We start from the raw sequence: 24,229 nt of genomic DNA on the forward strand, positions 1-24,229 counted from the left end.
TCCTCGCCACTGTTCGATGCCTGACCAGGCCATCATGCCGACCAGTCGGTATGTAGTCCAGTTCTTGACGCTCACTTCGACCGGAACCTAAGGTCCGTTCTGGTAGGCGCACAAAAATCACATACATGAACAGGACGGTGCTCCCGTGACAGCGCTCAGGGACAGGGACAGGGACCTCACCATCGCCGAAGTGCGGCTCACCCCCATCCTCATCGCCGACGCGCCGCTGCTCAACACCCAGGGCGTGCACCAGCCCTACACGCCCCGCCTGATCATCGAGGTCGTCACCCGCGACGGCGTCACCGGCATCGGCGAGACCTACGGCGACACCCGCTACCTCGACCTCGCCAAGCCGCTCGCCGACGCCCTCGTCGGCTGCCGGGCCGACGACCTCAACGCGCTCCCCGGCCTGGCGGCCCTGGTCTGCGGCGACCCCGGCCCCGACGGCGTGTCCGACTCCCTCGACGCGGGCGGCCTGCGCGGCGTCCAGACCGCCGACAAGCTGCGGCTTTCGGTCATCTCCGGCTTCGAGGTCGCCTGCCTGGACGCCCTCGGCAGATCGCTGGGCCTGCCCGTGCACGCCCTGCTCGGCGGCAAGGTCCGCGACACCGTCGACTTCAGCGCCTACCTCTTCTACCGCTGGGCCGCCCACCCGGCCCCCGGCGCGCCCAAGGACGACTGGGGCGCGGCCCTCGACCCCGCCGGGGTGGTCGCCCAGGCCCGGCGCCTGGCCGCCGAGCACGGCTTCCGCTCCTTCAAGCTCAAGGGCGGCGTCTTCCCGCCCGACGAGGAGATCGCCGCCGTCCGGGCCCTCGCCGAGGCCTTCCCGGGGCAGCCGCTCCGCCTGGACCCCAACGGCGCCTGGTCCGTGGAGACCTCCCTGTGCGTCGCCGGGCAGCTCGGCGACGTACTCGAATACCTGGAGGACCCGACCGACTCCACCGCCCGCATGGCCGAGGTCGCCGCGCGGACCGATGTCCCGCTGGCCACCAACATGTGCGTGACGACCGTCCCCGAGATCGCCGAGGCCTTCACCACCGGCGCCGTCCAGGTCGTCCTGTCCGACCACCACTACTGGGGAGGACTGCGGGCCACCCGCGAACTCGCCGCGATCTGCCGCGCCTTCGGTGTCGGCCTGTCGATGCACTCCAACACCCACCTGGGCATCAGCCTCGCCGCCATGACCCAGGTCGCAGCGACCGTCCCCAACCTCGACTACGCCTGCGACTCCCACTACCCCTGGCAGACCGAGGACGTCATCACCCGCCCCCACCGGTTCCACGCCGGACGCCTCACGGTCTCCGACGCCCCCGGCCTGGGCGTCGACCTCGACCGGGAGGCCCTGCGGGCGCTGCACCGGCGCTGGCTTGACGACGACGGCGCCATGCGCAACCGCGACGACGCCGCCGCGATCCGCCTCGCCGAACCCGGCTGGGCCTCCCCCCGCTGGTGAACTCCCGTTCCCTCAGGCTCTCAGGCGTGGCAGACCGGGTACCGGCCGCCGTTGAACGCGACCAGGTCCCCGTACACCACCGCCAGGTCCAGCGGCGCGCCCGGCGGTAGCCCGTCCATCTCCGCGTACGCCCGGTGCAGATTCGCCACCAGCCGCTCCGGCTCGCGCAGCCCGCCGAATCCGGCCTCGGCCGGATCGGCGGCCCGCGCCGTCTCCAGCGGCGTACGCCCGGCCGCGCGGCCCTCGGCGGCGAGCACGGTCACGTAGTGCAGATAGCTCTCCACGGTGTCGAACACCTCCGGATCGCACACCTTGCCGTGCCCCGGCACCACGACCTCCGCGTCCAGCTCCCGCAGCACGCCCAGCGCCCGCAGCGAACCGCTCAGCGAGCCCACCGCGACGAACGGCGCCCCGCCGTTGAAGACCAGGTCCCCCGTGAAGACGATCCGCCGCTCCGGCAGCCAGACGATGGTGTCCCCGACCGAGTGAGCCGGCCCCGGGTGGATCAGCCGCACCTGCGTGCCGCCGGCCTCCAGCTCCATGCTGTCCTCGTACGTGAGCGTCGGCGGCGTCACCGGCACCTCCCCGTAGTCCACCTCGGGCCAGATGGCGTGCAGTTCGTGGCCGGTGGCCAGCTGCGCCTTCTCGCTCGCCGCATGGCCGATGATCTCCGCTCCGGCGGCGAACAGGCTGTTGCCGTACGTGTGGTCGCCGTGGTGATGGGTGTTCACCACATACGCCGGCATCGGCGCGCCCGTCGCGAGCAGCGCGTCCCGCAGCCGGCGTGCGCGCCGCTCGGTCGCGGCGGTGTCCACCAGCAGCGTGCTCGCGCCGTCGCTGACGAATCCGGCATTGCTCAGGCACCAGCCGCCGTCCGGCTGCACGTACGCGTGCACACCCGGGGCGAGTTCGGTCAGATAGGGCTCATTGTCCGGCACGGCAGGAACGTATCATTCCGCATTCCGTATCGTTCAGGCTCCCGCGTGCCTCAGTATCTCGTCGACCGTCTCCGCCGGCGTCAGCTCCGTGGTGTCCAGCCACAGCCCGAACCTCGGAGTCCCCTGCCGCAGCGACCGGTCCAGCTCCTCCGGCGTCCACACCCCGTACGCCGTCTTCGGCCGCGCCGCCTCCCGCTCCGCGACGGCCCGGGCGCTCGGCGCCAGCACGATCACATGCAGCGGCCGGGTCCGGATCATCGAAATCGTCCGCGCCAGCTCATCGCCCAGAATCACGTCCTGCAGCACCGGCACGAAGCCCGCCGTGGCGTACGCGTCCGCTGTCGCCACGGCGATCTCATGCCGGAGCCGCAACTGTCTTAACGCCTCGGCGTCGCCCTCAGGGCTCATATCCGCGCGCCCGCCGACCACCATCCGCCGGAACGCGTCCCCGTTCACGTGCGCGGAACGCGGCAGCCGCCCTGCCAACTCCCGTGCCACGGTGGATTTTCCGGAAGCGGGGATTCCGGTGATCAGAAACATGCCTACGCCGTCCTAGAGCCTGAGCGGCGTAGCCTAGCGGCTACCACGGCGGTCTTTTGCCCGGTGTCGTTGCGGTGCCCCCGGTCGGGGTTGGGGGTTCCGTCCTCAAGCGCCGGACGGGCCGCGCGGGCGGTGCCGCCTGCACCCGGTGCCGTTGCGGTGCCGTCGGTCGGGGTTGGGGGTTCCGTCCTCAAGCGCCGGACGGGCTGGGTTGGCCTGGGGGTCGGTGCCACCACCGGGGATCTCTCCTCGGCGCTCGCGACTCCGGCACCTTGCTTGTCCGTGCCCGGGATCCTCGCTCGTCGCGCTGCGGGAGAACCCCGGCGTGTCCCCTCCCGGCCGGAGACGTTCACTTCAGCCCGTCCGGCGTTTGAGGACACGCCCGAAGGGCGTTCGGGGGTCCGGGGGCTTGCACCCGGTTTCGGGAAGGGGCGGGGTGGGGGAAACCCCCGCCCGCGAGGACTGCGCAAAAAAATCAGAGCTGGCCGCGCGACTCCATGACCGGCCGCATCCGGTCGAGCATGCCGTAGAGAGAGGCCCGCTCCGCCTCGTCCAGCGTGTCGAGCGCGCCGTGCGTGGCCCGCATCTCCGCCCGGACGTGGCGAATCGTGTCGCGGCCGGAATCCGTCGTGACGACGTTCTTGACCCGGCGGTCGGCCGCGCTGACCTCGCGGCGGACGAAGCCGTGCGCTTCGAGCCGGTCGACGATGCCGGTGATGTTCGACGCGTCGCAGACGAGCCGTTCGGCGATGGCGCGCATGGGGAGGGGGCCGCCGTCGAGCTGGGCGAGGACCTTGGCCTGCATGGCGGTGAGGCCGTGCCGGGAGGCGGCGGCGGCGAAGTCCTGCCACTGGGCGGTGGTGATGGCAGCGAGCAGCGCGAGGAGGTCGGCCCGGGTCGGGGCGGACGCGGAGGCGGACGCAGGGGCGGAGGCGCTCATGGTGAGAGTGTACTCACAAAAGCTTGAGGACATGAATCATTAACTTGACGACCTTAACTATCGAGGTCTACCGTCATCCAGGTTGCTTGACACCTTCAAGCATCAATGTCGTCAAGTAGCTGAAGGCCCTCATGAACACGCTCGACAAGCCCGTCGACAAGCCCAGGAACGAGACGGTCATCGTCTTCGCGCTGAGCCTGGCCGCCATGGTCGTCGCGATGATGCAGACCCTGGTCGTGCCGATCCTCACGCTGATCCAGACCAGCCTCGGCACCACCACGGCCAACGCCAGCTGGGTCACCACCGCGACGCTGCTGTCCGCCGCCGTCTTCACACCGCTGCTCGGCCGTTTCGGCGACCAGCACGGCAAGAAGCCGACGCTGGTGGCCGTGCTGGTCGTGATGGTCGCGGGTTCCGTGCTCGCCGCCACCACCCACTCCCTCCTGTGGCTGATCGTCGGCCGGGTGCTGCAGGGCGCGGCGACCGCGATCTTCCCGCTGGCGCTGTCCGTGCTGCGCGAGGAGATCCGCCCGGCGAAGCTGCCCGGGGCGATGGCGCTGGTCAGCGGCACGCTGGCGTTCGGCAGCGGCCTGGCGCTGGTCGCTGTGGGTCTGCTGACGGCGGGGGACAACCCGGACTACCGCAGTGCGTTCTGGATGGCCACGATCCTGGCCGTCCTGGCCCTTCTCGCGGTCGTGTTCCTGGTCCCGGCCACCCGTCAGAAGAGCGGCGGCCGCACCGACGTCCTCGGCGCGCTGAGCCTGGCCGCGACGCTGGTGCTGCTGCTCCTGCCGATCACGCAGGGCCATGAGTGGGGCTGGTCCTCCACCCGTACGGTCGGCTCCTTCGCCGGGGCGGTCGTCATGGCGGCGGTGTGGGTGCTGGTCGAGCGCAAGGTGCGCGAGCCGCTCGTCGACATGAGCATGTTCGTGCACCGGCCGGTGCTCTTCGCGAACGCCGCCGGGCTGCTGGTCGGCTTCGGCTCGTTCACCTCCTTCATCGGCATCTCGTATCTCGTCCAGATGCCGTCCGCGATCACGGGCTACGGCTTCGACGCGTCGATCCTGCGCGCTTCCGTGGAGTACCTGCTGCCCAGCGCCATGATGTCGCTGCTGGCCGCCCCCGCAGGCGGCCAGCTGGTCCGCCGCCACGGTCCGCGCGTCGTGCTGGCGCTCGCCTCGGCGTTCGGTGTGGCCGGCTTCGCGTGGATCGCCGCCGACCATTCGCACACGGTGTCGGTGATCGGTGCGGGGATGCTCATCGGCGTGGCGATCAGCTTCGGTTACGCGGCCATGCCGGCCGTGATCATGGCGAGCGTGCCGCACCACCAGAGCGGCATCGCCAACGGCATCAACTCCATCTCCCGCTCCACCGGCAGCGCGATCGGCACGGCGGTCATCACCACGGTCCTGGCCTCCAAGAGCGTGGAGAACGTGCCGGCGGCGTACGCGGGGCTGCCCGCCGAGTCGCAGTTCACGCTGAGCTTTGTCATCGCGGGCGTGGCGCTCGGGCTCGTGGCGCTGGTCGCCTGGCTCGGCCTGCGGACCCCCGCCCGTACGGTGGCGGAACCGGCTGCGGCGGCCGAGGCTGTTACGAAGACCGAGACCGAGCCCGAGCCCGAGTCCGAGTCCGAGACCGTCAGCGCTTAAGGAAAGTGACATGAAGGCAGTCAGCTACCGCACATACGGTGGACCCGAGGTCCTGGAGTACGGGGACCTGCCCGAGCCCAAGGTCGGCCCGGACGCGGTCCTGATCAAGGTCAGGGCGGCCGCCGTCAACCCCGTGGACTGGAAGGCCCAGCTCGGCTATCTCGACGGGCTGCTGGAGTCCGTGTTCCCCGTCATCCCGGGCTGGGACGTCTCCGGTGTGGTCGTACGCCCCGGTGTGGACGCCGTGGAGTACCAGGAGGGCGACGAGGTCATCGCCTACGTCCGCGAGGACTTCCTGTCCCGGGGCACCTTCGCCGAGTACGTGGCCGCCCCCGTCCGCACGATGGCGCGCAAGCCCGCCAACCTCACCTTCGAGCAGGCCGCAGGCCTTCCCCTCGCGGGGCTGACCGCCTACCAGGCCCTGGTCAAGGCCATCCGCCTCGGCGAGGGCGAGACCGTCCTGGTGCACGCCGCCGCCGGCGGGGTCGGTTCGCTGGCCGTCCAGATCGCCGCGCATCTCGGTGCCCGAGTCATCGGCACCGCGAGCGAGCGCAATCACGGCTACCTGCGCTCGCTGGGCGCCGAGCCCGTCACGTACGGCGAAGGCCTCGCCGACCGGGTCGCCGCGCTCGCCCCCGACGGTGTGGACGCCGTCCTGGACCTCGTCGGCGGCGATGCCCTCACCGTCTCGCCCGACCTGCTCGCCAGCGGCGGCCGCCTGGTCTCCATCGCCGACCCGGCCGTCCTGGGCCTCGGCGGCCGCTACTTCTGGGTCCGCCCGGACGCGTCCGACCTCGCCGCGCTGAGTGAACTCGCCGAGCGCGGCGTAATAGGGGTGGAGGTGGCGGCGACCTTCCCGCTGGAGAAGGCGGCCGACGCGCAGCGGCTCAGCGCCGATGGCCACACCCGGGGCAAGATCATCGTCACCGTTGACTAACCATTGACCTGCCAGGGGGGCGTTATTGCGTACGATATGCAATAACGACCCCCTAGCTCATCGAGGACCCCACCCGTGGCCCTGACCGCAGAACGCTCCACACGAGCCGCCGCCCTCACCCGCCGCGAATGGACCGGCCTCGGCGGCATGGCCGGCTTCGTCCTGCTGCTGCACGTCGTCGGCTTCGGCATCCTCACCCTCCTCGTCGTGCCCGGCCACTACCGCACCGCGTCCGGCGCCTTCGGCTTCGGCACCGGCCTCACCGCCTACACCCTCGGTCTGCGCCACGCCTTCGACGCCGACCACATCGCCGCCATCGACAACACCACCCGCAAGCTCATGGGGGACGGCAAGCGTCCGCTCTCCGTGGGCTTCTGGTTCTCCCTCGGCCACTCGTCGGTGGTCTTCGGGCTCACCTTCCTCCTCGCGCTGGGCATCAAGTCCGTCGGCACCGGCCTGTCCGACGACGACTCCCGCCTCCACCAGGTCGGCGGCCTCATCGGCACCGCCGTCTCCGGGGCCTTCCTGCTGCTGATCGCCGCCATCAACGCCGTGATCCTCGTCGGCCTCACCAAGGTCTTCCGCGACATGCGCCGCGGCAACTACGACGAGGCCCAGCTCGAACAGCACCTCAACAACCGCGGCTTCATGAACCGCATCCTCGGCCGCGCCACCCGCGCCATCCGCAAGCCCTGGCAGATGTACCCCCTCGGCTTCCTCTTCGGCCTAGGCTTCGACACCGTCACCGAGATCAGCCTCCTGGTGCTGGCCGCCGGCTCCGTCGCCTCCGGCCTGCCCTGGTACGCGATCCTCTGCCTGCCCGTCCTCTTCGCCGCCGGCATGTCCCTGCTCGACACGATCGACGGTTCCTTCATGAACTTCGCCTACGGCTGGGCCTTCTCCAAGCCGGTGCGGAAGGTCTACTACAACCTCACCATCACCGGCCTCTCGATCGCCGTCGCCCTCATCATCGGCGGCATCGAGCTGCTCTCCATCCTCGCCGACAAGCTCTCCCTCACCGGCGCCTTCTGGGACTCCGTGTCCTCCGTCGACCTCAACGCCGTCGGCTTCTGGATCGTCGGCCTCTTCGTCGCGACCTGGGCCGTCGCCCTCGCCGTCTGGAAGTTCGCCCGCATCGAGGAGAAGTGGGACGCCGGCCTGCGCGGCGCGCAGGCCCTAGGCGAGTAGCGCCGCGCCGCACACCGCGAGGGCGACCACGCACGCCGCCGCCGCGACGGCCGTACGACCGGCCAGGGGGGAGGGCCGCCCCGTCCCGAGGCCGGAGATCCGTGCCTGCGTGACCAGCAGGAAGCCCAGCCACGCCAGAGCGCAGAGGGCGACGGCCACCAGAGCACCGGGCGAGAGCCCACGGTGGAGGGCGGCGCGTCCGGCCAGCACCGCCGCCACCGCGCACGCGAGCGTGGTGCGGCGCCAGGCGAGACGGGTGCGCTCGGGCTGGAGCCCGGGGTCGCGGGAGGGGGAGGGCGTGGGCGAGGTCATCAGCCGGCCCAGCCGAGGGTGGCGACGAGGACCATGAGAAGGGCGATGACCGCGACGAGCAGCGCGAGCAGCGTCGGGAACCGGGACACCGGCAGATCCTCGCCGCGCCGCATGGCGCGCTCGCAGCGCACCCAGTGGTTGACGGCACGGAAGGCGCACATCGCCCCGCCGACCAGGAGCAGGACGGCCAGCGTGACCCGGACCGGCTGGTGGAGGTGGGGCAGGAACTGGTCGACGGCGAAGCCGCCGCCGACCAGTGCGAGGGCGGTGCGGAGCCAGGCGAGGAAGGTGCGCTCGTTGGCGAGGGAGAAGCGGTAGTCGGGGGTCCTGCCCTCGGCGTGCACGTCCTCAGGCGCGAGCCAGAGCCGCAGTCTGCCGGCGATGTCGATCACAGCCCCTGGGCCCTGTCCCGTGACCTGAGGCGGCGGTAGGCCTCCAGGCCGTCCGGGACCCACTCCCACAGCGGCAGGACCCGGTCGAGCTCCTCCTGGGGGAGGAAGTCGTGCCAGGCGACCTCCTCCGCCTGCGGGGACACGGGCAGTTCGCAGCGGACCTCGTAGACCCGCGACCACCACGTCCCGGCCCCCTCGCCCCCGCCCTCGTACAGGAAGCTGAACAGCGGCACCGGCTGCGGCAGCCCGGAGACGCCGAGCTCCTCCTCGGCCTCGCGCAGCGCCGCGTCGTCGTAGGACTCGCCCGCGCCGACGACACCGCCGACGAACATGTCGTACAGGGAGGGGAAGACCAGCTTGTCCGCCGTGCGCCGGTGGACGAAGACCCGCCCGGCCCCGTCCCGTACGTGGATGAACACGCACCGGTGCCGCAGCCCGCGGGCGTATGCCTCGCCGCGCGGCGACTGCCCGATGACCCGGTCGTGCTCGTCGACGATGTCCAGCACCTCGTCCTCGTTCATGGGCACACACTATTGCGGCGTCGTCAGGCCGTGACTGCCGCACCGTCCCGGCGCCGCCCGGTCCACAGCACCGTCACCAGGCTGACAACGGCGCCGCCGACGGCGTAGGCGCCGAGCACCCACCAGGCGTGGGTGGTGGCGTGGCCGTGGAAGTAGACGGTGTTGCGGACCAGGGTGGTGCCCGCGCCCGGGGGGAGGGCCTGGCCGATGGCGCTCCAGAAGCGGGGGAGGAGGGCGGCGGGGTAGACGCCGCCGGAGCTGGGGTTGCCCAGGACCACGAAGAGGATGATGCACAGGCCGGTGCCGAGGAGGCCGAAGAGGGTCTGGAGGGCGACGGCGACGGCGGCCGAGGCGAAGACGACCAGGGCGCCGATGCCCGCCAGCGGCCAGAAGTGGCCGGACAGGGCGTCGAAGACCGGGCCGACGATGGCGGCGCCGGCGATGCCGGAGACGACGGCGTACAGGGCGAGGACGGCGAGCCGGATGAAGGTGCGGTGCCGGTTGGCGGGGCGGGCGCCCGCGGCCATGCCGAGGATGGTGGCGGTGAGGTAGCCGCCGATGACCCAGCCCAGGACCAGGTAGAACGAGGTCATGCCGCGCCCGTCGCCCTTGTTCGGGGGCCGGATGTCGGTGACGGTGACCTTCCGGGACTGGGCCGTCTCCAGCGTGACGGCGATCTGCGAGGCGGTCTGGGAGACCGACGGGCCGCCCGCCGAGGCCACCAGCAGGGTGTCCGTCGCACCGGTGGCGTTGTAGAGGAAGCCCGCGTACACCGTGCGGTCCAGGATCTGCCGCCGGGCCGTGGCCTCGTCGGCCGCCGGGGTGGCCCGGACCGGGTCGCCGGACAGGGCGTTGAGCTTGGCCACGATCTGGGCGCGGGCCGGCTGGGGGGCGACCACGGCCACCGAGATCCGGTGCGGGGTGGGGGAGTGGAAGGCGCCCAGGTAGGAGACGATGAACGCCAGCTGGATCAGCAGGCCGCCCAGCACCAGCGCCAACGCACGGAAGGTGATCGCGTCGCGCAACTCGGCCCCGAAGCCGTGCGGGGGCACCTCAGGCTTGGCGTGACTCATCCGTCTCCTCCCGAGCTCCACTTCCGAGCTCCACTTCTTCGCACGCTAGGCCGGATACGGTGCGGCGGCACGGGGTAGTGGTCCGTTCGCGGCGCTCGGCGGTGTGTGCGAGCGTGACCGAAGGGCGTCCCCAGACGTCCCATGGGAGAGGCGAGCCATGAATCGACCCAGGATCCTTGTGGTGGGCGGCGGCTTCGCGGGCATGGAATGCGCGCACCGTCTGGAGCGGCGGCTCTCGGCTGACGAGGCCGAGATCACCCTTGTTTCACCGTGGAGCCATCAGCTCTATCTGCCGCTGCTGCCACATGTCGCGGCGGGGGTGCTCACCCCGCAGGCGGTGGCCGTGCCGCTGCGCCGGATGCTGCGCCGTACGCATGTGATCCCCGGCCGGGCGATCGGGGTGGACGTGGACGCGAAGGCGGTGGTCGTCAAGAAGATCACCGATGAGGAGTACGCGGAGTCCTACGACTACCTCGTCCTCACCCCCGGCAGCGTCACCCGCACCTTCGACATCCCGGGCCTGACGGACTTCGGCCGGGGCATGAAGACCCTCGCCGAGGCCGCGTACATCCGCGACCACGTCATCATGCAGCTCGACCTCGCCGCCGCCAGCACCGACGAGGCCGAGCGCGCCTCGCGGCTGCAGTTCGTGGTGGTCGGCGGCGGCTATGCGGGCACCGAGACCGCCGCCTGCCTGCAGCGGCTCACCGCAGCCGCCGTCAAGCGCTACCCGAGGCTGGACCCGGGGCTCATCAAGTGGCACCTGATCGACATCGCGCCCAAGCTGATGCCCGAACTCGGCGACAAGCTCGGCCTCAAGGCCCTGGAGATCGTCCGCAAGCGCGGCGTCGAGGTCTCCCTCGGGGTCTCGGTGGCGGAGGTGGCGGAGGACCTGGTCACCTTCACCGACGGGCGCAAGGTGCCCTCCCGCACGCTGATCTGGACCGCCGGTGTGGCCGCCAGCCCGCTGGTCGCCACCCTCGGCAGCGAGACCGTGCGGGGCCGGCTCCTGGTCGACGCCGAGATGCGCGTGGCCGGCGCCGACGGGGTCTACGCCCTCGGCGACTCCGCCGCCGTCCCCGACGTGGCCAAGGGCGGTGGCGCTTTCTGCCCGCCCACCGCCCAGCACGCCATGCGCCAGGGCAAGGCCGCCGCCGAGAACGTCGTCGCGGCGCTGCGCGGCAAGCCGCTCAAGCCGTATGTCCACAAGGACCTGGGTCTGGTCGTCGACCTCGGCGGCGCCCAGGCGGTCTCCAAGCCGCTGGGCATCCCGCTCAGCGGCCCGCCCGCCCAGCTCGTGGCCCGCGGCTACCACCTGGGCGCGCTGCGGACCTTCCCCGCCCGGTTCCGTACGGCGGCGGGCTGGATGCTCAACTCGATCGCCGGGGACGATTTCGTACGCACCGGATTCCAGGCCCGGCGCCCCGCCCGGCTACGGGACTTCGAGGTCACCGACATCTACCTCAAGCCCGAGGAGGCCCGCGAGCGGGTCGAGGCGCTACGGTCGGAATGACACCGGCACGTGAAGACGGGGGAGTGGGACGGCGTGGGAACAGCTCCAGGGCGGCCGGGGCGTGACGTACATGACGTGCATGTCGTGCGTGACGTGCTGCGGATCGCCAACTGCTCCGGCTTCTACGGCGACCGCCTCGCCGCCGCCCGCGAGATGGTCGAGGGCGGCCCGATCGACGTCCTGACCGGCGACTATCTGGCCGAACTCACCATGTACCTGCTCTGGAAGGCCAGGCAGCGCGACCCGGAGGCCGGATACGCCGTCTCCTTCCTCGCCCAGATGCGCGAGGTCCTCGGCACCTGCCTGGAACGCGGCATCAAGGTCGTCGTCAACGCGGGCGGGCTCAACCCGGCCGGGCTGGCGGGCAAACTGGGCGGACTCGCGGCCGCCGCGGGGCTGTCGCCACGGATCGCGTACATCGAAGGCGACAACCTGCTCGGGCACGACCTCATCGGCGACTTCCCGGCCTCCGACGGCGCTCAGCCCGTCACCGCCAACGCCTACCTCGGCGGCTGGGGCATCGCGCAGGCCCTCGGCGCCGGGGCCGACGTGGTGATCTGCGGGCGGGTCACCGACGCCTCGCTCGTCGTCGGCCCGGCCGCCTGGGCCTTCGGCTGGGCGGCCGACGACTGGGACCGGCTCGCCGGAGCCGTCGCCGCCGGGCACATCATCGAGTGCGGCGCCCAGGCCACCGGCGGCAACTACGCCTTCTTCACCGAGCTCGACCGGCCCGTCCACCCCGGCTTCCCCATCGCCGAGCTGCGCGCCGACGGCTCCTGCGTGATCACCAAGCACGAGGGCACCGGCGGCGCCGTCACCGTGGACACCGTCACCGCCCAGCTGCTGTACGAGACGGACAGCCCCGCCTACCTCAATCCGGATGTCGTGGCCCGCTTCGACACCGTACGACTGACCTCGGACGGCCCCGACCGGGTCCTGGTCAGCGGCACCCGGGGCGAGCCCGCCCCGGAGACGCTCAAGGTCTGCCTCAACTACCCCGGCGGCCACCGCAATTCCGCCACCTTCATGCTCACCGGGCTCGACATCGAGGCCAAGGCCGCCTTCGCGGAGGCGGCCCTGCTGGACGCCACCGGCGGCCCCGCCCGCTTCGCGGCGTACGAGACCCGCCTGGAGCGCTGGAACGACACCGCCGCCCGCCTCACCCTCACCGTCAAGGACCCCGACCCCCACAAGGTCGGCCGTGCCTTCTTCACCACCGTCGTCGGCACCGGGCTCTCCGGCTACCCCGGGCTGTATCTGGAGCACTTCTCGCCGAAGGCGGAGGAGTACGGGGTCTACCGGCACACGCTGGTCCCGGCGGACGCCGTCCCGGCCGAGGCCGTACTCCCGGACGGCGAGCGCCTCGCCGTCCTCCGGCCGTCGTCGCCTCCCCGGCCGCCGGTGATCCCGGCCCAGCCTTCCCCCGCACCGCAGGACGGTCCCTTCGCCGGTCCCTTCGCGGGGCCGTTCGCGGGGCCCACCGTCCGGGCCCCGCTCGGCCGCCTCATCGGCGCCCGCTCCGGCGACAAGGGCGGTGACGCCAACGTCGGCCTGTGGGCCCGCACCGACGACGCGTACGCCTGGCTCCGGGACAGCCTGGACGTCGCGATGCTGCGCGAGCTGCTGCCCGAGGCCGCCAAACTGTCCGTCAGCCGCTACGAGCTGCCGAATCTGCGGGCGCTGAACTTCGTCGTGCACGGCCTGCTGGGCGAGGGCGTGGCCTCCTCGACCCGGCCCGATCCCCAGGCCAAGAGCCTCGGTGAATTCCTCCGGGCACGCTCTGTTGAGATACCCGCGACGCTATTGAGCGCGGTAAAAGCGCGGTGAGTATCGGGTCGGCAAAAAGCCGTCCCTACTTCGGTCATGAGGCCCTGGAGCAGGCTTAAGTGACCTCCCGGCTGCCTAACCTGAATTCATGGACAACGACATTCTCCGCAAGGCGATATTCCTCGTGCGCGACTGCCACGAATCCGAGCAGCAGGCCGTCGAAGGCCTCAAGAAGTATTTCCCCGACCTGCACCTCGGCGACCGTGAGCGCTACGTCAGCGAGGCCTGCGACATGATCCACGGAGTCCACCCGGCCGTCTCCTGAGCACAGGCGCGTCCGCGCACCGCAGGCGTACCGTCGGGCCTATGAGCAACCTCGACCTCAAGCCCACGCCGACCGTCTGCGGCGGTCGCGGCGACATCTCCGCGCAGCCCGTCCACGAGCTCCTCACCGGCCGCGTCGTCCCGCTCGGCGAGAGCACCGTCGTACGCCGCCTCCTGCCCAACCTCGGCCGTCGCATGGTCGGCGCCTGGTGCTTCGTCGACCACTACGGCCCCGACGACATCGCCGACCAGCCCGGCATGCAGGTCGCCCCGCACCCCCACATGGGCCTGCAGACCGTCAGCTGGCTCCACGACGGCGAAGTGCTGCACCGCGACAGCCTCGGCAGCCTCCAGACCGTACGGCCCCGGGAGCTCGGCCTCATGACCTCCGGCCGTGCCATCTCGCACTCCGAGGAATCCCCGCGCCCCCACGCCCGCCTCCTCCACGGAGCCCAGCTCTGGGTCGCGCTCCCCGACGCCCACCGCCACGTCGCCCCCGCCTTCGAGCACCACGCCGATCTCCCCGTCCTCAACGGCGGCAACGGCCTGCGCGCCACCGTCATCCTCGGCTCCCTCGACGGCGCCGCCTCCCCGGGCACCGCCTACACCCCCCTCGTCGGCGCCGACCTCGCCCTCGCCGCCGGCACCGACACCCGCCTGCCCCTCGACCGCGACTTCGAGTACGCGGTCCTCGCCATGTCCGGCACCACCGTCGTCGACGGCGTGCCCGTAGAGGCCGGCTCCATGCTCTACCTCGGCTGCGGGCGCACCGAGCTGCCGCTGCGGGCCGACGTCGACAGCGGGCTGATGCTGCTCGGCGGCGAGCCCTTCGAGGAGCGCATCGTCATGTGGTGGAACTTCGTCGGCCGCACCAACGAGGACATCGCCCAGGCCCGCGAAGCCTGGATGACCGGCGACCGCTTCGGTGAGGTGCACGGCTACGACGGCCCGCCGATCCCCGCTCCCGAACTCCCGCCTGTGCCCCTGAAGCCGCGGGGGCGCGTGCGCTGAGCTGGGATTTACCGCGACGGTGTGGTCTCCAGCAGTTCGCGTGCCATCCGCTGCGCGGGGGCCGCAGTCTGTTCGGCGACGCACCGGAAGGTCTCCTGGGCAGGGCGGGCCGGCCAGTTGGGCGGAAGGTGCCGGGCGGGAAGTCTGGGGTCCGTACGGATGGTCCAGAGCCATTCGCTGACCAGCCGCAGTCGGGCGCCGATCGGATCGTCTCCGGCCCCCGTGCCCAGGTGGGCGGTCCAGCGCTTGTCGAAGGTGGTGTAGCGGGCGGCGATGCTGTCCAGGTCCCAGGTGTCGCGGATCATCAGCTCGATGTCGGTGGCCTGGTCGGCCCGGGCATGGAAGATCTTGACGTGGTCGGTGAGCCCGAGTTCCGCGACGACGCCGGCGACGTCCACGTTCCCGGGGGCGAGCCACAGCCCGCTGTACAGCGCCCCGAATCCGGACCAGGCGAGCCGGGAGCGCAGGTCGTGGCGCTGGCGTTTCCAGGAGTCGGGGAGGGAGAAGCCCAGCAGCGTCCAGGAGCCGTCCCAGTCGTCGTTGACCGCGCCCTGTTTCCAGATGCGGGTGCGGCCGTCCTGCAGGACGCGGGTCGCCTGCGGGGTCAGGCCGAAGTACATCCTGCGGCCCTCCCGTTGGCGTTGCAGCAGGCCCCGGTTGACCATGCGGGTCAGCGTGGAGCGTACGGCATGTTCGCCGACTCCGACGCGGCCGAGTACGTCGATGATGCTGCCCGAGTAGACGCAGAGGTCACGGTCACCCTCTTCCAGGACGTGGTTGCCGAAGAAGGCGAGCATGAGCAACTGCGGGCGGGGCTGCGGGCCGTCCGAGGTGCCCGGGATGTCGTTGTCCTCCACGGTGGCAAGGGTACGACCGCCCACCGGCAGCGCGGCGGGCGGTCGTACGGTGTCACTGGCCGTCGGCGCGGTGGGCAAGGTCGTACGGCCGCAGGTACGGCGTGGGGCGGTATGTGACGTAGCGGGCGGCGCTCGTCGGATCGGCCTCCGCGGCACGGGAGTTGAGGGACTCCGGGTCCGTGCCCTGCCACTTGCCCGTGGTCAGGCGGGCCTCCAGTGTGTGCAGCGCGGCAAGCTGCTCGGCGGTGCTGAACGTGCAGTGGCCGGCGTTGTCGACGTACGCCTGACGCAGCAGGGCCGAAGAGCCGGCTGCCGTGACGGCCCGCTTCAGGGCGCTCTCCGTCTGGACGGGGACGAGTGCGTCGCCGATGGTGTGGGCGTCGAACTGCGGCTTGGTCAGCCTGCCGGTGAAGGAGCTGGTGCTGCTCATCCACGCGACGGCGGCCGGGTCGGCGCTGATGCGCGGGGCGCGGTTGAGGGCGGCGAGGTCGGCCTTCAGGGACAGGCCGGCCTTCTTGTACAGCTCGGTGACCTCCTTGCGGACGGAGGACCGGCCGAGCAGTTTCGCGTAGTCGACGCCGGTGTTCCAGGACATGTTGCCACCGGCCCGGGCCTCGGCCTCCTGCCGCCGGTTGAAGGCGGCGATCTTCAGCAGGCCCTTGACGGCGTCGTACTGGTTGGACTGCTGGGCGTCCCAGTCGGTCGCGGCGGGCCGGGTCTGCGTCGGCTGGTTCCAGACCGGGATGTTGTGCAGGGCGGCGGCGAGGGCGATGCGGGCCCGTCCTCCGGCCGTCGTCTGCGCCGAGTCGACCACGTTCGTCAGGGTGTTCGCCGCGTCGTTGGCGGCCGTCTGGTCCGCGATGTTCACCAGCGGGACCTCGGAGCCGGGCGCGAGGAGCGTCTTGATGGCGAAGGCGGGGTCGAGGGTGTTGTTCCAGTTCGCGACGCCGCCGTGGACCAGGCCGCACAGGGAGATGGAACCGTCGATCCGGTCCGGGTGGCGCTCGGCGATGGCGGTGGTGACCAGTCCGCCGTACGACCTGCCCCAGGCGATGGTGCGGGAGGCCGCCCCGAAGCGCTCGGTGAACGCGGTCAGGGTGGCGAGCTGGTCGGGCACCGCGTCCGTGACCGCCCATCCGGTGGTGGCATACGAGGAGCCGATGAGCGCGTAGCCCTTCTCCAGCAGCAGGGCCTTCGTGGCATCGTCCGGGGCATCCTGGGCGGGGTTGGCCGGGCCGGCCGTGTAACCGTGGCTGAAGAGCAGGACGGTGCCGTTCCAGGTGGTGGGCACGTCCATCAAGTACGTCGCACCCGAGGGGAGTTGACCTTCCACGTGGGTCGTGTTCGCGGCGGCGGCCACGGCCGAGGTCGGCACGGCGGTGAGGGCGAGCAGGAGTGCTGCGGCGCAGGCGGTGCGGCGGGCCGTACGGGTGCGGGTGCCGGTCGTCATGCGGGGATCTCCTCCGTGTGGGGGGCGTTGGACGGGGGCGGTAATGCGACGGGGGACGGGGGCATCGTGGTCTCCCTTGACCGGGGGAAGGACACCGCGAACTTAGGCGCTTGCGTGACTGTCGTCAAGAAAGTGCACAACATCCCGCCCGCGTACTCGCCCCGCGTCGTCCCGAATTTGGTGTTACGGATGCGTTGCGAACTCTTGACGACAGCCTTATGACTGCGTAGACATGACTGCGTAGCCAGTCAAGGGCGGTCCTGGCGACATCGGGTTCGTGCATCCAGCCATCGGGAGACACCATGACGCGAGGGACAGTGCGGAGCGGGAGCGCCGCGACTCCGCGCAGCGTGGACGTGGCCCGCCTGGCCGGGGTCTCGCAGAAGTCGGTGTCGAGGGTCTTCAACGACGAGCAGTATGTCTCGGCCGAGGTGCGCAAGCGCGTGCTCGACGCCGCCGAGGAGCTCGGCTACCGGCTGAACAACGCCGCCCGCGCACTGGCCTCCGGACGGACCCGGTCCATCGGCGTGGTGACGCTCGGGACAGCCCTGTACGGACCCGCCTCGCTGCTCATGGGCGTTGAGCGGGGCGTCCGGGACAGGGGCTACGCGCTGCGCGTGGTCAACACGATGGAAGGCGACCCGGCAGGCATGGCCGGTGCCGTGGGCTCACTCCTCGATCAGGGTGTGGACGGCATCGTCATCTCCGAACCGATCGACGAGGAAGGTGCCGAAGGAGGCAACGGAGGCGCTTCCCTTCGCGTCGACGTTCCTGTCCTCGTCCTCGGTGCGCCACCGCCTGTCACCGCACCCATGGTGCTGACCGCAGGGGGCGGCGCCGACCTGATGGCCCACACCGCCACCGAGCACCTGCTGGACCTCGGTCATCTGACGGTCCATCACCTGGCCGGTCCGCAGCGGTGGTACGCCGCCCGGGACCGCCTCGAGGGATGGCGGGCGACGCTTACCGCACACGGCAGGGACGTACCGCCGGCCGTCGAGGGCGACTGGTCGGCCGCGTCCGGGTACCGGGCGGGACGCGAACTGGCCGAGGACGGTGACGTCACCGCGGTGTTCGCCGCCAACGACGACATGGCGATCGGCCTGATCCGCGCGCTGACGGAGGCCGGACGGCGCGTGCCCGAGGACGTCAGTGTCGTCGGCTTCGACGACATTCCGGTCGCCGCCTACGTGACTCCTCCCCTGACCACGGTGCGGCAGCAGTTCGACGCCGTGGCACAGGAGGGACTCAGGCGTTTGGTGCATGCCATCGAGAACCCGGACGTAGATCCCTTAGCGTCGAGCGATCCACCGATCGACCTCATCATCCGCACCTCGACCGCGCCACCGCCCAGCCGGACGGCCCCAGCTCATGGCCGGCGTGCCGCCTCCCGTTCCCGCGGGAGCGTGCTCCATCCGCCGCTCCTGAACGGAGGCCTGTCCACCCACCACTGAACAACACCGGTCAGTTCGGACAGCAGGACCTCAGGGCCGGCGCGTGACCCCCAGGACGAGCCCCTTCTTCCGGTCACGCCCCGCCCCTCCGGACGCCACCGCCGCACAATCGGCACAGGGGCGTTCCTGAACCCAGCAGGCGCTGAGCCAAGTCCCCATACCGTCCTTGCCTCTGGTTCGTCCCCTTGTTCTTCGGCCGCGACCGCCACCTCCGCACACGGAAAGGGCGTCGGCCCCGGTCCACGAGGACGCGCACCCGGCCCCGTCGGCGTTCGAGCCCCGCTCGGCGCCGTCCGCGCCTCTCCTCCACCACATCCCCGCACGCCCTTGTCAGGCGTGCCGTCATCTTCGCCACTGGCGGGAGTTCACCATGCCCAGAAACACGTCCACATCCATGTCCGGCCCCTCCCCGATGAGCCGTCGGCTCCTCCTCACCTCGGCGGGAGCCGCCTCCCTGACCGCCGCTCTGGCCGCGTGCGGCGGCGGCAACGGCAGCTCCGGCAGCTCTTCCGCTTCCGCCAAGCCGGTCAGCCAGGCCGACATCGACAAGGCGATGACGACCCCGACCGAGCTGACGTTCTGGACATGGGTCCCGAACATCGCCAAGGAGGTCGCGCTCTTCGAGAAGAAGTACCCGGCGGTCAAGGTCAAGGTCGTCAACGCCGGTCAGGGCACCCCGCAGTACACCAAGCTGCGCACGGCGCTCAAGGCCGGCACCGGAGCCCCGGATGTCGTGCAGATCGAGTACCAGTACATCCCTACGTTCACGATCACCGACAGCCTGCTGGACCTGCGGCCGTACGGTGCGTCCGACCTGAAGGACAAGTTCGTCGACTGGACGTGGTCGCAGGTCAGCGGCAGCAACGGCGAGGTCTTCGCGATCCCGCAGGACACCGGCCCGATGGGCATGCTGTACCGGCAGGACATCTTCGACAAGCACGGGATCGCGGTGCCGAAGACCTGGGACGAGTTCGGCTCCGCGGCGCGCAAGCTCCACAAGGCCGACCCGGACGTCTACCTGACCAACATGGCGGCGAACCAGCCCGCCGCCTGGCACGGCCTGATGTGGCAGGCGGGCGCCAAGCCGTATGCGACCTCGGGCAAGAGCGACATCGCGATCAACGTCGACGGCGCGGTCTCCAAGAAGCTGGCCGCCTACTGGGGCGGGCTCGCCAAGGAAGGCGTCATCGGCGTCGAGCCCGACTTCAGCGACTCCTGGTACGCCGGGCTGAACAAGGGCAAGTACGCCACCTGGCTCACCGCCGCCTGGGGCCCGGTCTTCCTCGCCGGCTCGGCCAAGTCCACCGCGGGCAAGTGGCGCGCGGCCCCGCTGCCGCAGTGGGACGCCGCCACCCCGAGCGCGGGCAACTGGGGCGGCTCGACGAGCGCGGTCATCAAGGCGACCAAGAACCCGATCGCGGCGGCGATGTTCGCCCAGTTCCTCAACAGCGACCCCGCCAGCGCGAAGCTCTTCGCCACCGAGCAGTTCTTCTTCCCGGCGACCAAGGCGCTGCTCGCGGACGCGAGCTACGTCGGCCAGAAGCCCGCCTTCTACGGCGGCCAGCAGGTCAACCAGGTGTTCGCCGACATCGGCGCCACGGTCAACCCCGACTTCCAGTGGCCGCCCTTCCTCGACCAGGTGGTGACGGACTGGACCGAGACCGTCGGCAAGTCCCTCGCCGACAAGGGCGACGCCGTCGCCGCGCTCGCCACGTGGCAGTCGCGCATCACCACGTACGCCAAGAACCAGGGCTTCACCGTCAAGGGCTAGCCGCCGGCCGGCGGGGTCCCGCGCTCCCCCGCGGGACCCCGCCACCGACAGCCCTCAACCGCAGAAAGGCCTGATGATGACTGCCGCAGTCGCGGCCTCCCGCCAGGACCCGCGCCGAGCAGGGGCGAAGCGTCGCCGGCTCCCCGGCGTGCGCCCCGGTGCGGTGGGTCCGCTGTTCGTCGCACCGTTCATGGTGCTGTTCGTCCTGCTCTTCCTCGCCCCGCTCGTTTACGCCGCCTACCTCAGCCTGTTCCAGAGCAAGCTGATCGGCGGGACCTCGTTCGTCGGGCTGGACAACTACGTCACCGCCGTCAAGGACCCGCTCTTCCTGCGAGGGGTCGGCCGGGTCGCGACGTTCTTCGTGATCCAGGTCCCGCTGATGCTGGTGCTGGCCCTGCTCTTCGCCCTCGCGCTCGACAGCGGCCTGCTGCGGCTCGCGAAGCTGATCCGGCTGGGCATCTTCGTCCCGTACGCCGTCCCCAGCGTGGTCGCCACCCTCATGTGGGGCTATCTCTACGGGCCGAGCTTCGGCCCCTTCGCCCAGCTGAGCGACAAGCTGGGCCTGCCGGCCCCGCACTTCCTCAGCAACGGCTGGATGCTCGGGAGCCTGGCGAACATCGTGACCTGGGAGTTCGTCGGCTACAACATGATCATTCTGTATGCCGCCCTGCGGACCATCCCCACCGAGCTGTACGAGGCGGCCGCCATGGACGGGGCCGGTGCCTGGCGGATCGCCTGGTCCATCAAGATCCCCGCACTGAAGCCCGCCCTCATGCTCACCCTGCTGTTCTCCGTGATCGGCAGCTTCCAGCTGTTCAACGAGCCGAAGCTGCTGATGAACATCGCCCCGGACGTCATCGACAGCGCCTACACCGCGAACCTCTACGCCTACTCGCTCGCCTTCACCGGCCAGCAGGTCAACTACGCGGCCACGGTCTCCTTCCTCCTAGGGCTGGTCATCGTGATCGTCTCCTACACCGTCCTGCTCACCGCGAACCGCAGGAGGGCCTCGTGACCACCGCGACCCCGGCCTCGACCCCGGCCGCCCGGCGCCGCAGCACCCCGCTGACGATCGCCATGCTGGCCGTCCTGGCGTACTTCCTCCTGCCGCTGTTCTGGCTGGTCATCTCCTCGACCAAGAGCACCCAGGACCTGTTCAACACCTTCGGCCTGTGGTTCTCGCACGCCCCGCAGCTGTGGACCAACACCCGGGAGACCCTGACCCACGACGACGGCATCTTCTGGCACTGGCTGCTCAACACCGTGCTGTACGCGGGTGTCAGTGCGCTGGGGGCCGCGCTCCTGGCAGCGGCAGCCGGCTACGGCTTCGCAAAGTTCCGGTTCCGCGGCAACGGCGTCGGCTTCAACCTGGTGCTCGGCGCCGTCATGGTCCCCGCCACCGCCCTGGCGATCCCGACCTATCTGCTGTTCGCGAAGGTGGGCCTGGTCAACACCCCGTGGGCGATCATCCTGCCCTCGCTGGTCAACCCCTTCGGCCTCTACCTCATGCGCGTCTACACCGAGGACGCCGTCCCGGACAGCCTCATCGAGGCCGCCCGGATCGACGGAGCCGGCGAGACCCGGATCTTCTTCCGGATCGCCCTGCGGCTGCTGGCCCCGGGCCTGGTGACGGTCGTGCTCTTCACGCTCGTCGCGACCTGGAACAACTACTTCCTGCCGCTGATCATGCTCAATGACCCCAGCCTCTACCCGGTCACCGTCGGGCTCTCCTCCTGGGCCGCCCAGGCCCAGAACGGCGGGGCCGGCTCCAGCAGCGACATGCTCGCCCTCGTCGTCACCGGGTCGACGCTCTCGGTCGTCCCGCTCATCGCCGCCTTCCTCCTGCTCCAGCGCTACTGGCAGAGCGGCCTGGCCAGCGGCAGCGTCAAGCAGTAACGCGCATTCCCCTTACCTACCACTCCCATCTCCTCGGAGGTTCCCCTTCATGGTGGCTCTGCCTGCCCGTGTCCTCTTCGGTGCCGCGTACTACCACGAGTACACGCCCGCCTACGGCTCCCATACGCCGCCCGACGAACGGCTGAAGACCGACCTGGACCTGATGGCCGAGGCGAACTTCACCGTGATCCGGGTCGGCGAGTCGGTGTGGTCGACCTGGGAGCCGGAGAACGGCCGATTCGACCTCGACTGGCTCCAGCCCGTGCTCGACGGCGCCCATGAGCGCGGCATCTCCGTCATCATCGGCACGCCGACGTACGCCGCGCCGCCGTGGCTGGCCCGTCAGTACCCGGAGATCACCGCCGAGCACGCCACCGGTCAGCGCCTCGGCTGGGGCGCCCGCCAGGAGATCGACTTCACCCACCCCGCCTTCCGGTTCCACGCCGAGCGGGTCATCCGCAAGATGGTGGCCCGGTACGCCGGCCACCCGGCGGTCATCGGATGGCAGGTGGACAACGAGCCGGGCCTGCACCTCCTGCACAACCGCGGTGTCTTCCAGCGCTTCGTGGACCATCTGCGGGAGAAGTACGGGGACGTCGAGACGCTGAACCGCGAGTGGGGCCTGGTCTACTGGTCGCACCGTCTCTCCACCTGGGCCGACCTGTGGACGCCCGACGGCAACGAGCAGCCCCAGTACGACGTCGCCTGGCGGGAGTTCCAGGCCCGGCAGGTCACCGAGTTCATCGGCTGGCAGGCCGACATCGTCCGCGAGTACGCCAAGCCCGAACACTTCGTCACCACCTGCATCTCCTACACCCGCCAAGGGGTGGAGGACGACGAGATGTCGGACCGCCTCGACATCGCCTCCGGCAACCCGTACTACGACATGCAGGACGGCCTGCTGCTGCCCGACCCCACTCCCGACGCCCACGAGCAGGTGTGGAAGACCACCGGGGTGTGGTCGATGTACCAGACGGCGGACTGGATGTTCTCGTCGCTCCAGTCGCCGTTCCTGGTCACCGAGACCAACGCCCAGAGCATCGGTTTCGCCTGGGACAACCGGCCCGGCTACGACGGCCAGTGGCGGCAGGCCGCCTGGGCGCACGTCGCGCGCGGTGCGCGGCTGATCGAGTACTGGCAGTGGCAGACCCTGCGCTTCGGCGCGGAGACCTACTGGGGCGGCGTGCTCCCGCACAGCGGCCTGCCGGGCCGTACGTATGCCGAGATCGCCCGTCTCGGTGCGGAGTTCGAGACGGCCGGCGCGCTCGTGGCCGGGCTGGAGCCGGACGCCGACATCACGATGGTCTACTCGATGCCCAGCAAGTGGCTCATGCAGAAGTACCCGCCGCTGTCGACCGCCGACGGCGAACCCGACGCCGCCGCCTACCACCGCATCTTCGACCCCTTCTACCGCGGCGCCTTCGACGCCGGCCGCCAGGTGCGCATCGTCCACGCCCGCCAGCTGCACGACCCGCGCGGCGAGCGGGAGGGGATGACGCCGCAAGAGGCCGTACAGCGCCACCCCGTCCTCGTCGCCCCGGCCCTGTACGTCGTCGACGACACCACGCTCGTCTGGCTGGAGGCCTACGCCCGGGCGGGCGGCCACCTGGTCCTCGGCCCGCGCACCGCCTACGCCGACCACGAGGCCCGGGCACGCCACGAGCCGACACCCGGACGTCTTGTCCTCGCCGCGGGCGTCCAGTACGACGAGTTCAGCAACCTCACACGCGACGTCCCGGTCCGCGCGGTCCCCGGCGGCCCGTTCGAGGTGCCCGCGGGCGCCACGGCGACGCAGTGGATCGAGGGCCTCACGGTCGTCGACGCCGACGTCCTCGCGGACTACGAGCACCCGCACTTCGGCCGCTGGCCGGCGGTCACCACCCGCCGCCACGGCGAGGGCCGCGTCACCACCGTCGGCGCCGTCCCCGGCCGCGACCTCGCCCAGGCACTGGCCGAGTGGCTGGCACCCGCCGCGCGCAGCGGGTGGCGCGACCTCCCCGCGTCGGTCACCGCGACCACCGGCACCTCACCCGACGGACGCCGCGTCCACATTGTCCACAACTGGAGCTGGGAGCCCGCGAGCGTCCCCGCCCCGGCAGACCTCTCCGACGCCCTGACGGGCACCCCCATCTTCGCGGGTTCGGCGCTGTCCCTCGGTGCCTGGGACGTACGCGTTCTCGTCTCCACCGACGCCGACAGCGCGCCGGCCCCTGAAGCAACCAGCCAATCCTGATCCATCCCCT

The 24,229-nt window shown here is 70.9% G+C and carries 22 protein-coding genes; 13 read left to right on the top strand and 9 right to left on the bottom strand.

Going from position 1 to position 24,229, the window contains the following annotated elements:
- Window positions 1–145: 145 nt before the first annotated feature.
- Window positions 146–1,453 carry a glucarate dehydratase family protein gene (locus tag OG607_RS37175; protein ID WP_405733206.1) on the top strand — a complete coding sequence of 436 codons (1,308 nt, stop codon included), beginning with the start codon at window positions 146–148 and terminating at the stop codon, window positions 1,451–1,453.
- A 20-nt stretch (window positions 1,454–1,473) separates the two neighbouring features.
- On the opposite strand, the gene OG607_RS37180 is transcribed toward OG607_RS37175, so the two are convergent.
- From OG607_RS37180 to OG607_RS37190, 3 genes are all read right to left on the bottom strand, one after another.
- Window positions 1,474–2,391, bottom strand: a complete 918-nt coding sequence (locus OG607_RS37180) for an MBL fold metallo-hydrolase (protein ID WP_405733208.1) — start codon at window positions 2,389–2,391, stop codon at window positions 1,474–1,476.
- 33 nt (window positions 2,392–2,424) lie between these two features.
- Window positions 2,425–2,931, bottom strand: coding sequence for an AAA family ATPase (locus OG607_RS37185; RefSeq protein WP_405733211.1), 507 nt, complete (start codon window positions 2,929–2,931; stop codon window positions 2,425–2,427).
- Window positions 2,932–3,406: 475 nt separating this feature from the next.
- Window positions 3,407–3,871 carry a MarR family winged helix-turn-helix transcriptional regulator gene (locus OG607_RS37190; protein ID WP_405733213.1) on the bottom strand — a complete coding sequence of 155 codons (465 nt, stop codon included), beginning with the start codon at window positions 3,869–3,871 and terminating at the stop codon, window positions 3,407–3,409.
- A 131-nt stretch (window positions 3,872–4,002) separates the two neighbouring features.
- On the opposite strand from OG607_RS37190, the gene OG607_RS37195 reads away from it, so the two are divergent.
- From OG607_RS37195 to OG607_RS37205, 3 genes are all read left to right on the top strand, one after another.
- Window positions 4,003–5,520 carry an MFS transporter gene (locus OG607_RS37195; protein ID WP_405733216.1) on the top strand — a complete coding sequence of 506 codons (1,518 nt, stop codon included), beginning with the start codon at window positions 4,003–4,005 and terminating at the stop codon, window positions 5,518–5,520.
- Window positions 5,521–5,530: 10 nt separating this feature from the next.
- Complete coding sequence (locus tag OG607_RS37200) at window positions 5,531–6,457, top strand: NADP-dependent oxidoreductase (protein WP_405733219.1); 927 nt, start codon at window positions 5,531–5,533, stop codon at window positions 6,455–6,457.
- Window positions 6,458–6,604: 147 nt separating this feature from the next.
- A complete protein-coding gene (locus tag OG607_RS37205) occupies window positions 6,605–7,645 on the top strand; it encodes a HoxN/HupN/NixA family nickel/cobalt transporter (protein ID WP_405737300.1) in 1,041 nt (346 codons plus the stop codon).
- On the opposite strand, the gene OG607_RS37210 is transcribed toward OG607_RS37205, so the two are convergent.
- Genes OG607_RS37210 through OG607_RS37225 form a run of 4 tightly spaced genes read right to left on the bottom strand, consistent with a single transcriptional unit; the run spans window position 7,634 to window position 9,943 of the window.
- Window positions 7,634–7,957, bottom strand: a complete 324-nt coding sequence (locus tag OG607_RS37210; RefSeq protein ID WP_405733222.1) for a DUF202 domain-containing protein — start codon at window positions 7,955–7,957, stop codon at window positions 7,634–7,636. The genes OG607_RS37205 and OG607_RS37210 overlap by 12 nt on opposite strands.
- Complete coding sequence (locus tag OG607_RS37215) at window positions 7,957–8,349, bottom strand: YidH family protein (protein ID WP_405733224.1); 393 nt, start codon at window positions 8,347–8,349, stop codon at window positions 7,957–7,959. Before OG607_RS37215 ends, OG607_RS37210 begins: the two co-directional genes overlap by 1 nt.
- On the bottom strand, window positions 8,346–8,870 hold the full coding sequence (locus tag OG607_RS37220) for an NUDIX hydrolase (RefSeq protein ID WP_405733227.1): 525 nt from the start codon (window positions 8,868–8,870) through the stop codon (window positions 8,346–8,348). The genes OG607_RS37215 and OG607_RS37220 overlap by 4 nt, the downstream gene beginning before the upstream one ends.
- Window positions 8,871–8,893: 23 nt before the next feature.
- Window positions 8,894–9,943, bottom strand: a complete 1,050-nt coding sequence (locus tag OG607_RS37225; protein ID WP_405733229.1) for a DUF3533 domain-containing protein — start codon at window positions 9,941–9,943, stop codon at window positions 8,894–8,896.
- Between the two features lie 157 nt (window positions 9,944–10,100).
- Here OG607_RS37225 and OG607_RS37230 point away from each other — a divergent pair, with 157 nt between their 5' ends.
- The 4 genes from OG607_RS37230 to OG607_RS37245 all read left to right on the top strand — a co-directional run bounded on the left by OG607_RS37230 (window position 10,101) and on the right by OG607_RS37245 (window position 14,558).
- Window positions 10,101–11,456: an NAD(P)/FAD-dependent oxidoreductase gene (locus OG607_RS37230; protein WP_405733232.1), complete on the top strand. Its 1,356-nt coding sequence runs from the start codon at window positions 10,101–10,103 to the stop codon at window positions 11,454–11,456.
- A gap of 75 nt (window positions 11,457–11,531) precedes the next feature.
- Window positions 11,532–13,283 carry an acyclic terpene utilization AtuA family protein gene (locus OG607_RS37235; RefSeq protein WP_405733235.1) on the top strand — a complete coding sequence of 584 codons (1,752 nt, stop codon included), beginning with the start codon at window positions 11,532–11,534 and terminating at the stop codon, window positions 13,281–13,283.
- Between the two features lie 88 nt (window positions 13,284–13,371).
- Window positions 13,372–13,548: a hypothetical protein gene (locus OG607_RS37240; RefSeq protein WP_329319791.1), complete on the top strand. Its 177-nt coding sequence runs from the start codon at window positions 13,372–13,374 to the stop codon at window positions 13,546–13,548.
- 41 nt (window positions 13,549–13,589) lie between these two features.
- The gene (locus OG607_RS37245; RefSeq protein WP_405733239.1) at window positions 13,590–14,558 is read left to right on the top strand and encodes a pirin family protein; all 969 of its coding nucleotides are present in this window, start codon (window positions 13,590–13,592) and stop codon (window positions 14,556–14,558) included.
- Window positions 14,559–14,566: 8 nt separating this feature from the next.
- Here OG607_RS37245 and OG607_RS37250 read toward each other — a convergent pair whose 3' ends face one another.
- Window positions 14,567–15,415: a PaaX family transcriptional regulator C-terminal domain-containing protein gene (locus tag OG607_RS37250; protein WP_405733242.1), complete on the bottom strand. Its 849-nt coding sequence runs from the start codon at window positions 15,413–15,415 to the stop codon at window positions 14,567–14,569.
- 52 nt (window positions 15,416–15,467) lie between these two features.
- Entirely contained in the window at window positions 15,468–16,865 is a 1,398-nt protein-coding gene (locus OG607_RS37255) for an alpha/beta hydrolase family protein (RefSeq protein WP_405733244.1), read from the bottom strand.
- 302 nt (window positions 16,866–17,167) lie between these two features.
- Between OG607_RS37255 and OG607_RS37260 the strand changes: the two genes are divergently transcribed.
- The 5 genes from OG607_RS37260 (at window position 17,168) to OG607_RS37280 (ending at window position 24,219) form a co-directional block, all read left to right on the top strand.
- Complete coding sequence (locus OG607_RS37260; protein ID WP_405733247.1) at window positions 17,168–18,319, top strand: LacI family DNA-binding transcriptional regulator; 1,152 nt, start codon at window positions 17,168–17,170, stop codon at window positions 18,317–18,319.
- A gap of 370 nt (window positions 18,320–18,689) precedes the next feature.
- A complete protein-coding gene (locus tag OG607_RS37265) occupies window positions 18,690–20,090 on the top strand; it encodes an extracellular solute-binding protein (protein ID WP_405733250.1) in 1,401 nt (466 codons plus the stop codon).
- A gap of 76 nt (window positions 20,091–20,166) precedes the next feature.
- Window positions 20,167–21,105 carry a carbohydrate ABC transporter permease gene (locus OG607_RS37270; RefSeq protein ID WP_405737302.1) on the top strand — a complete coding sequence of 313 codons (939 nt, stop codon included), beginning with the start codon at window positions 20,167–20,169 and terminating at the stop codon, window positions 21,103–21,105.
- Window positions 21,102–21,986, top strand: coding sequence for a carbohydrate ABC transporter permease (locus OG607_RS37275; protein WP_405733253.1), 885 nt, complete (start codon window positions 21,102–21,104; stop codon window positions 21,984–21,986). Before OG607_RS37270 ends, OG607_RS37275 begins: the two co-directional genes overlap by 4 nt.
- 49 nt (window positions 21,987–22,035) lie before the next feature.
- Complete coding sequence (locus tag OG607_RS37280) at window positions 22,036–24,219, top strand: beta-galactosidase (protein WP_405733256.1); 2,184 nt, start codon at window positions 22,036–22,038, stop codon at window positions 24,217–24,219.
- Window positions 24,220–24,229 lie beyond the last annotated feature (10 nt).

This window comes from Streptomyces sp. NBC_01537 (genome assembly GCF_045040445.1).
Taxonomy (GTDB): Bacteria; Actinomycetota; Actinomycetes; order Streptomycetales; family Streptomycetaceae; genus Actinacidiphila.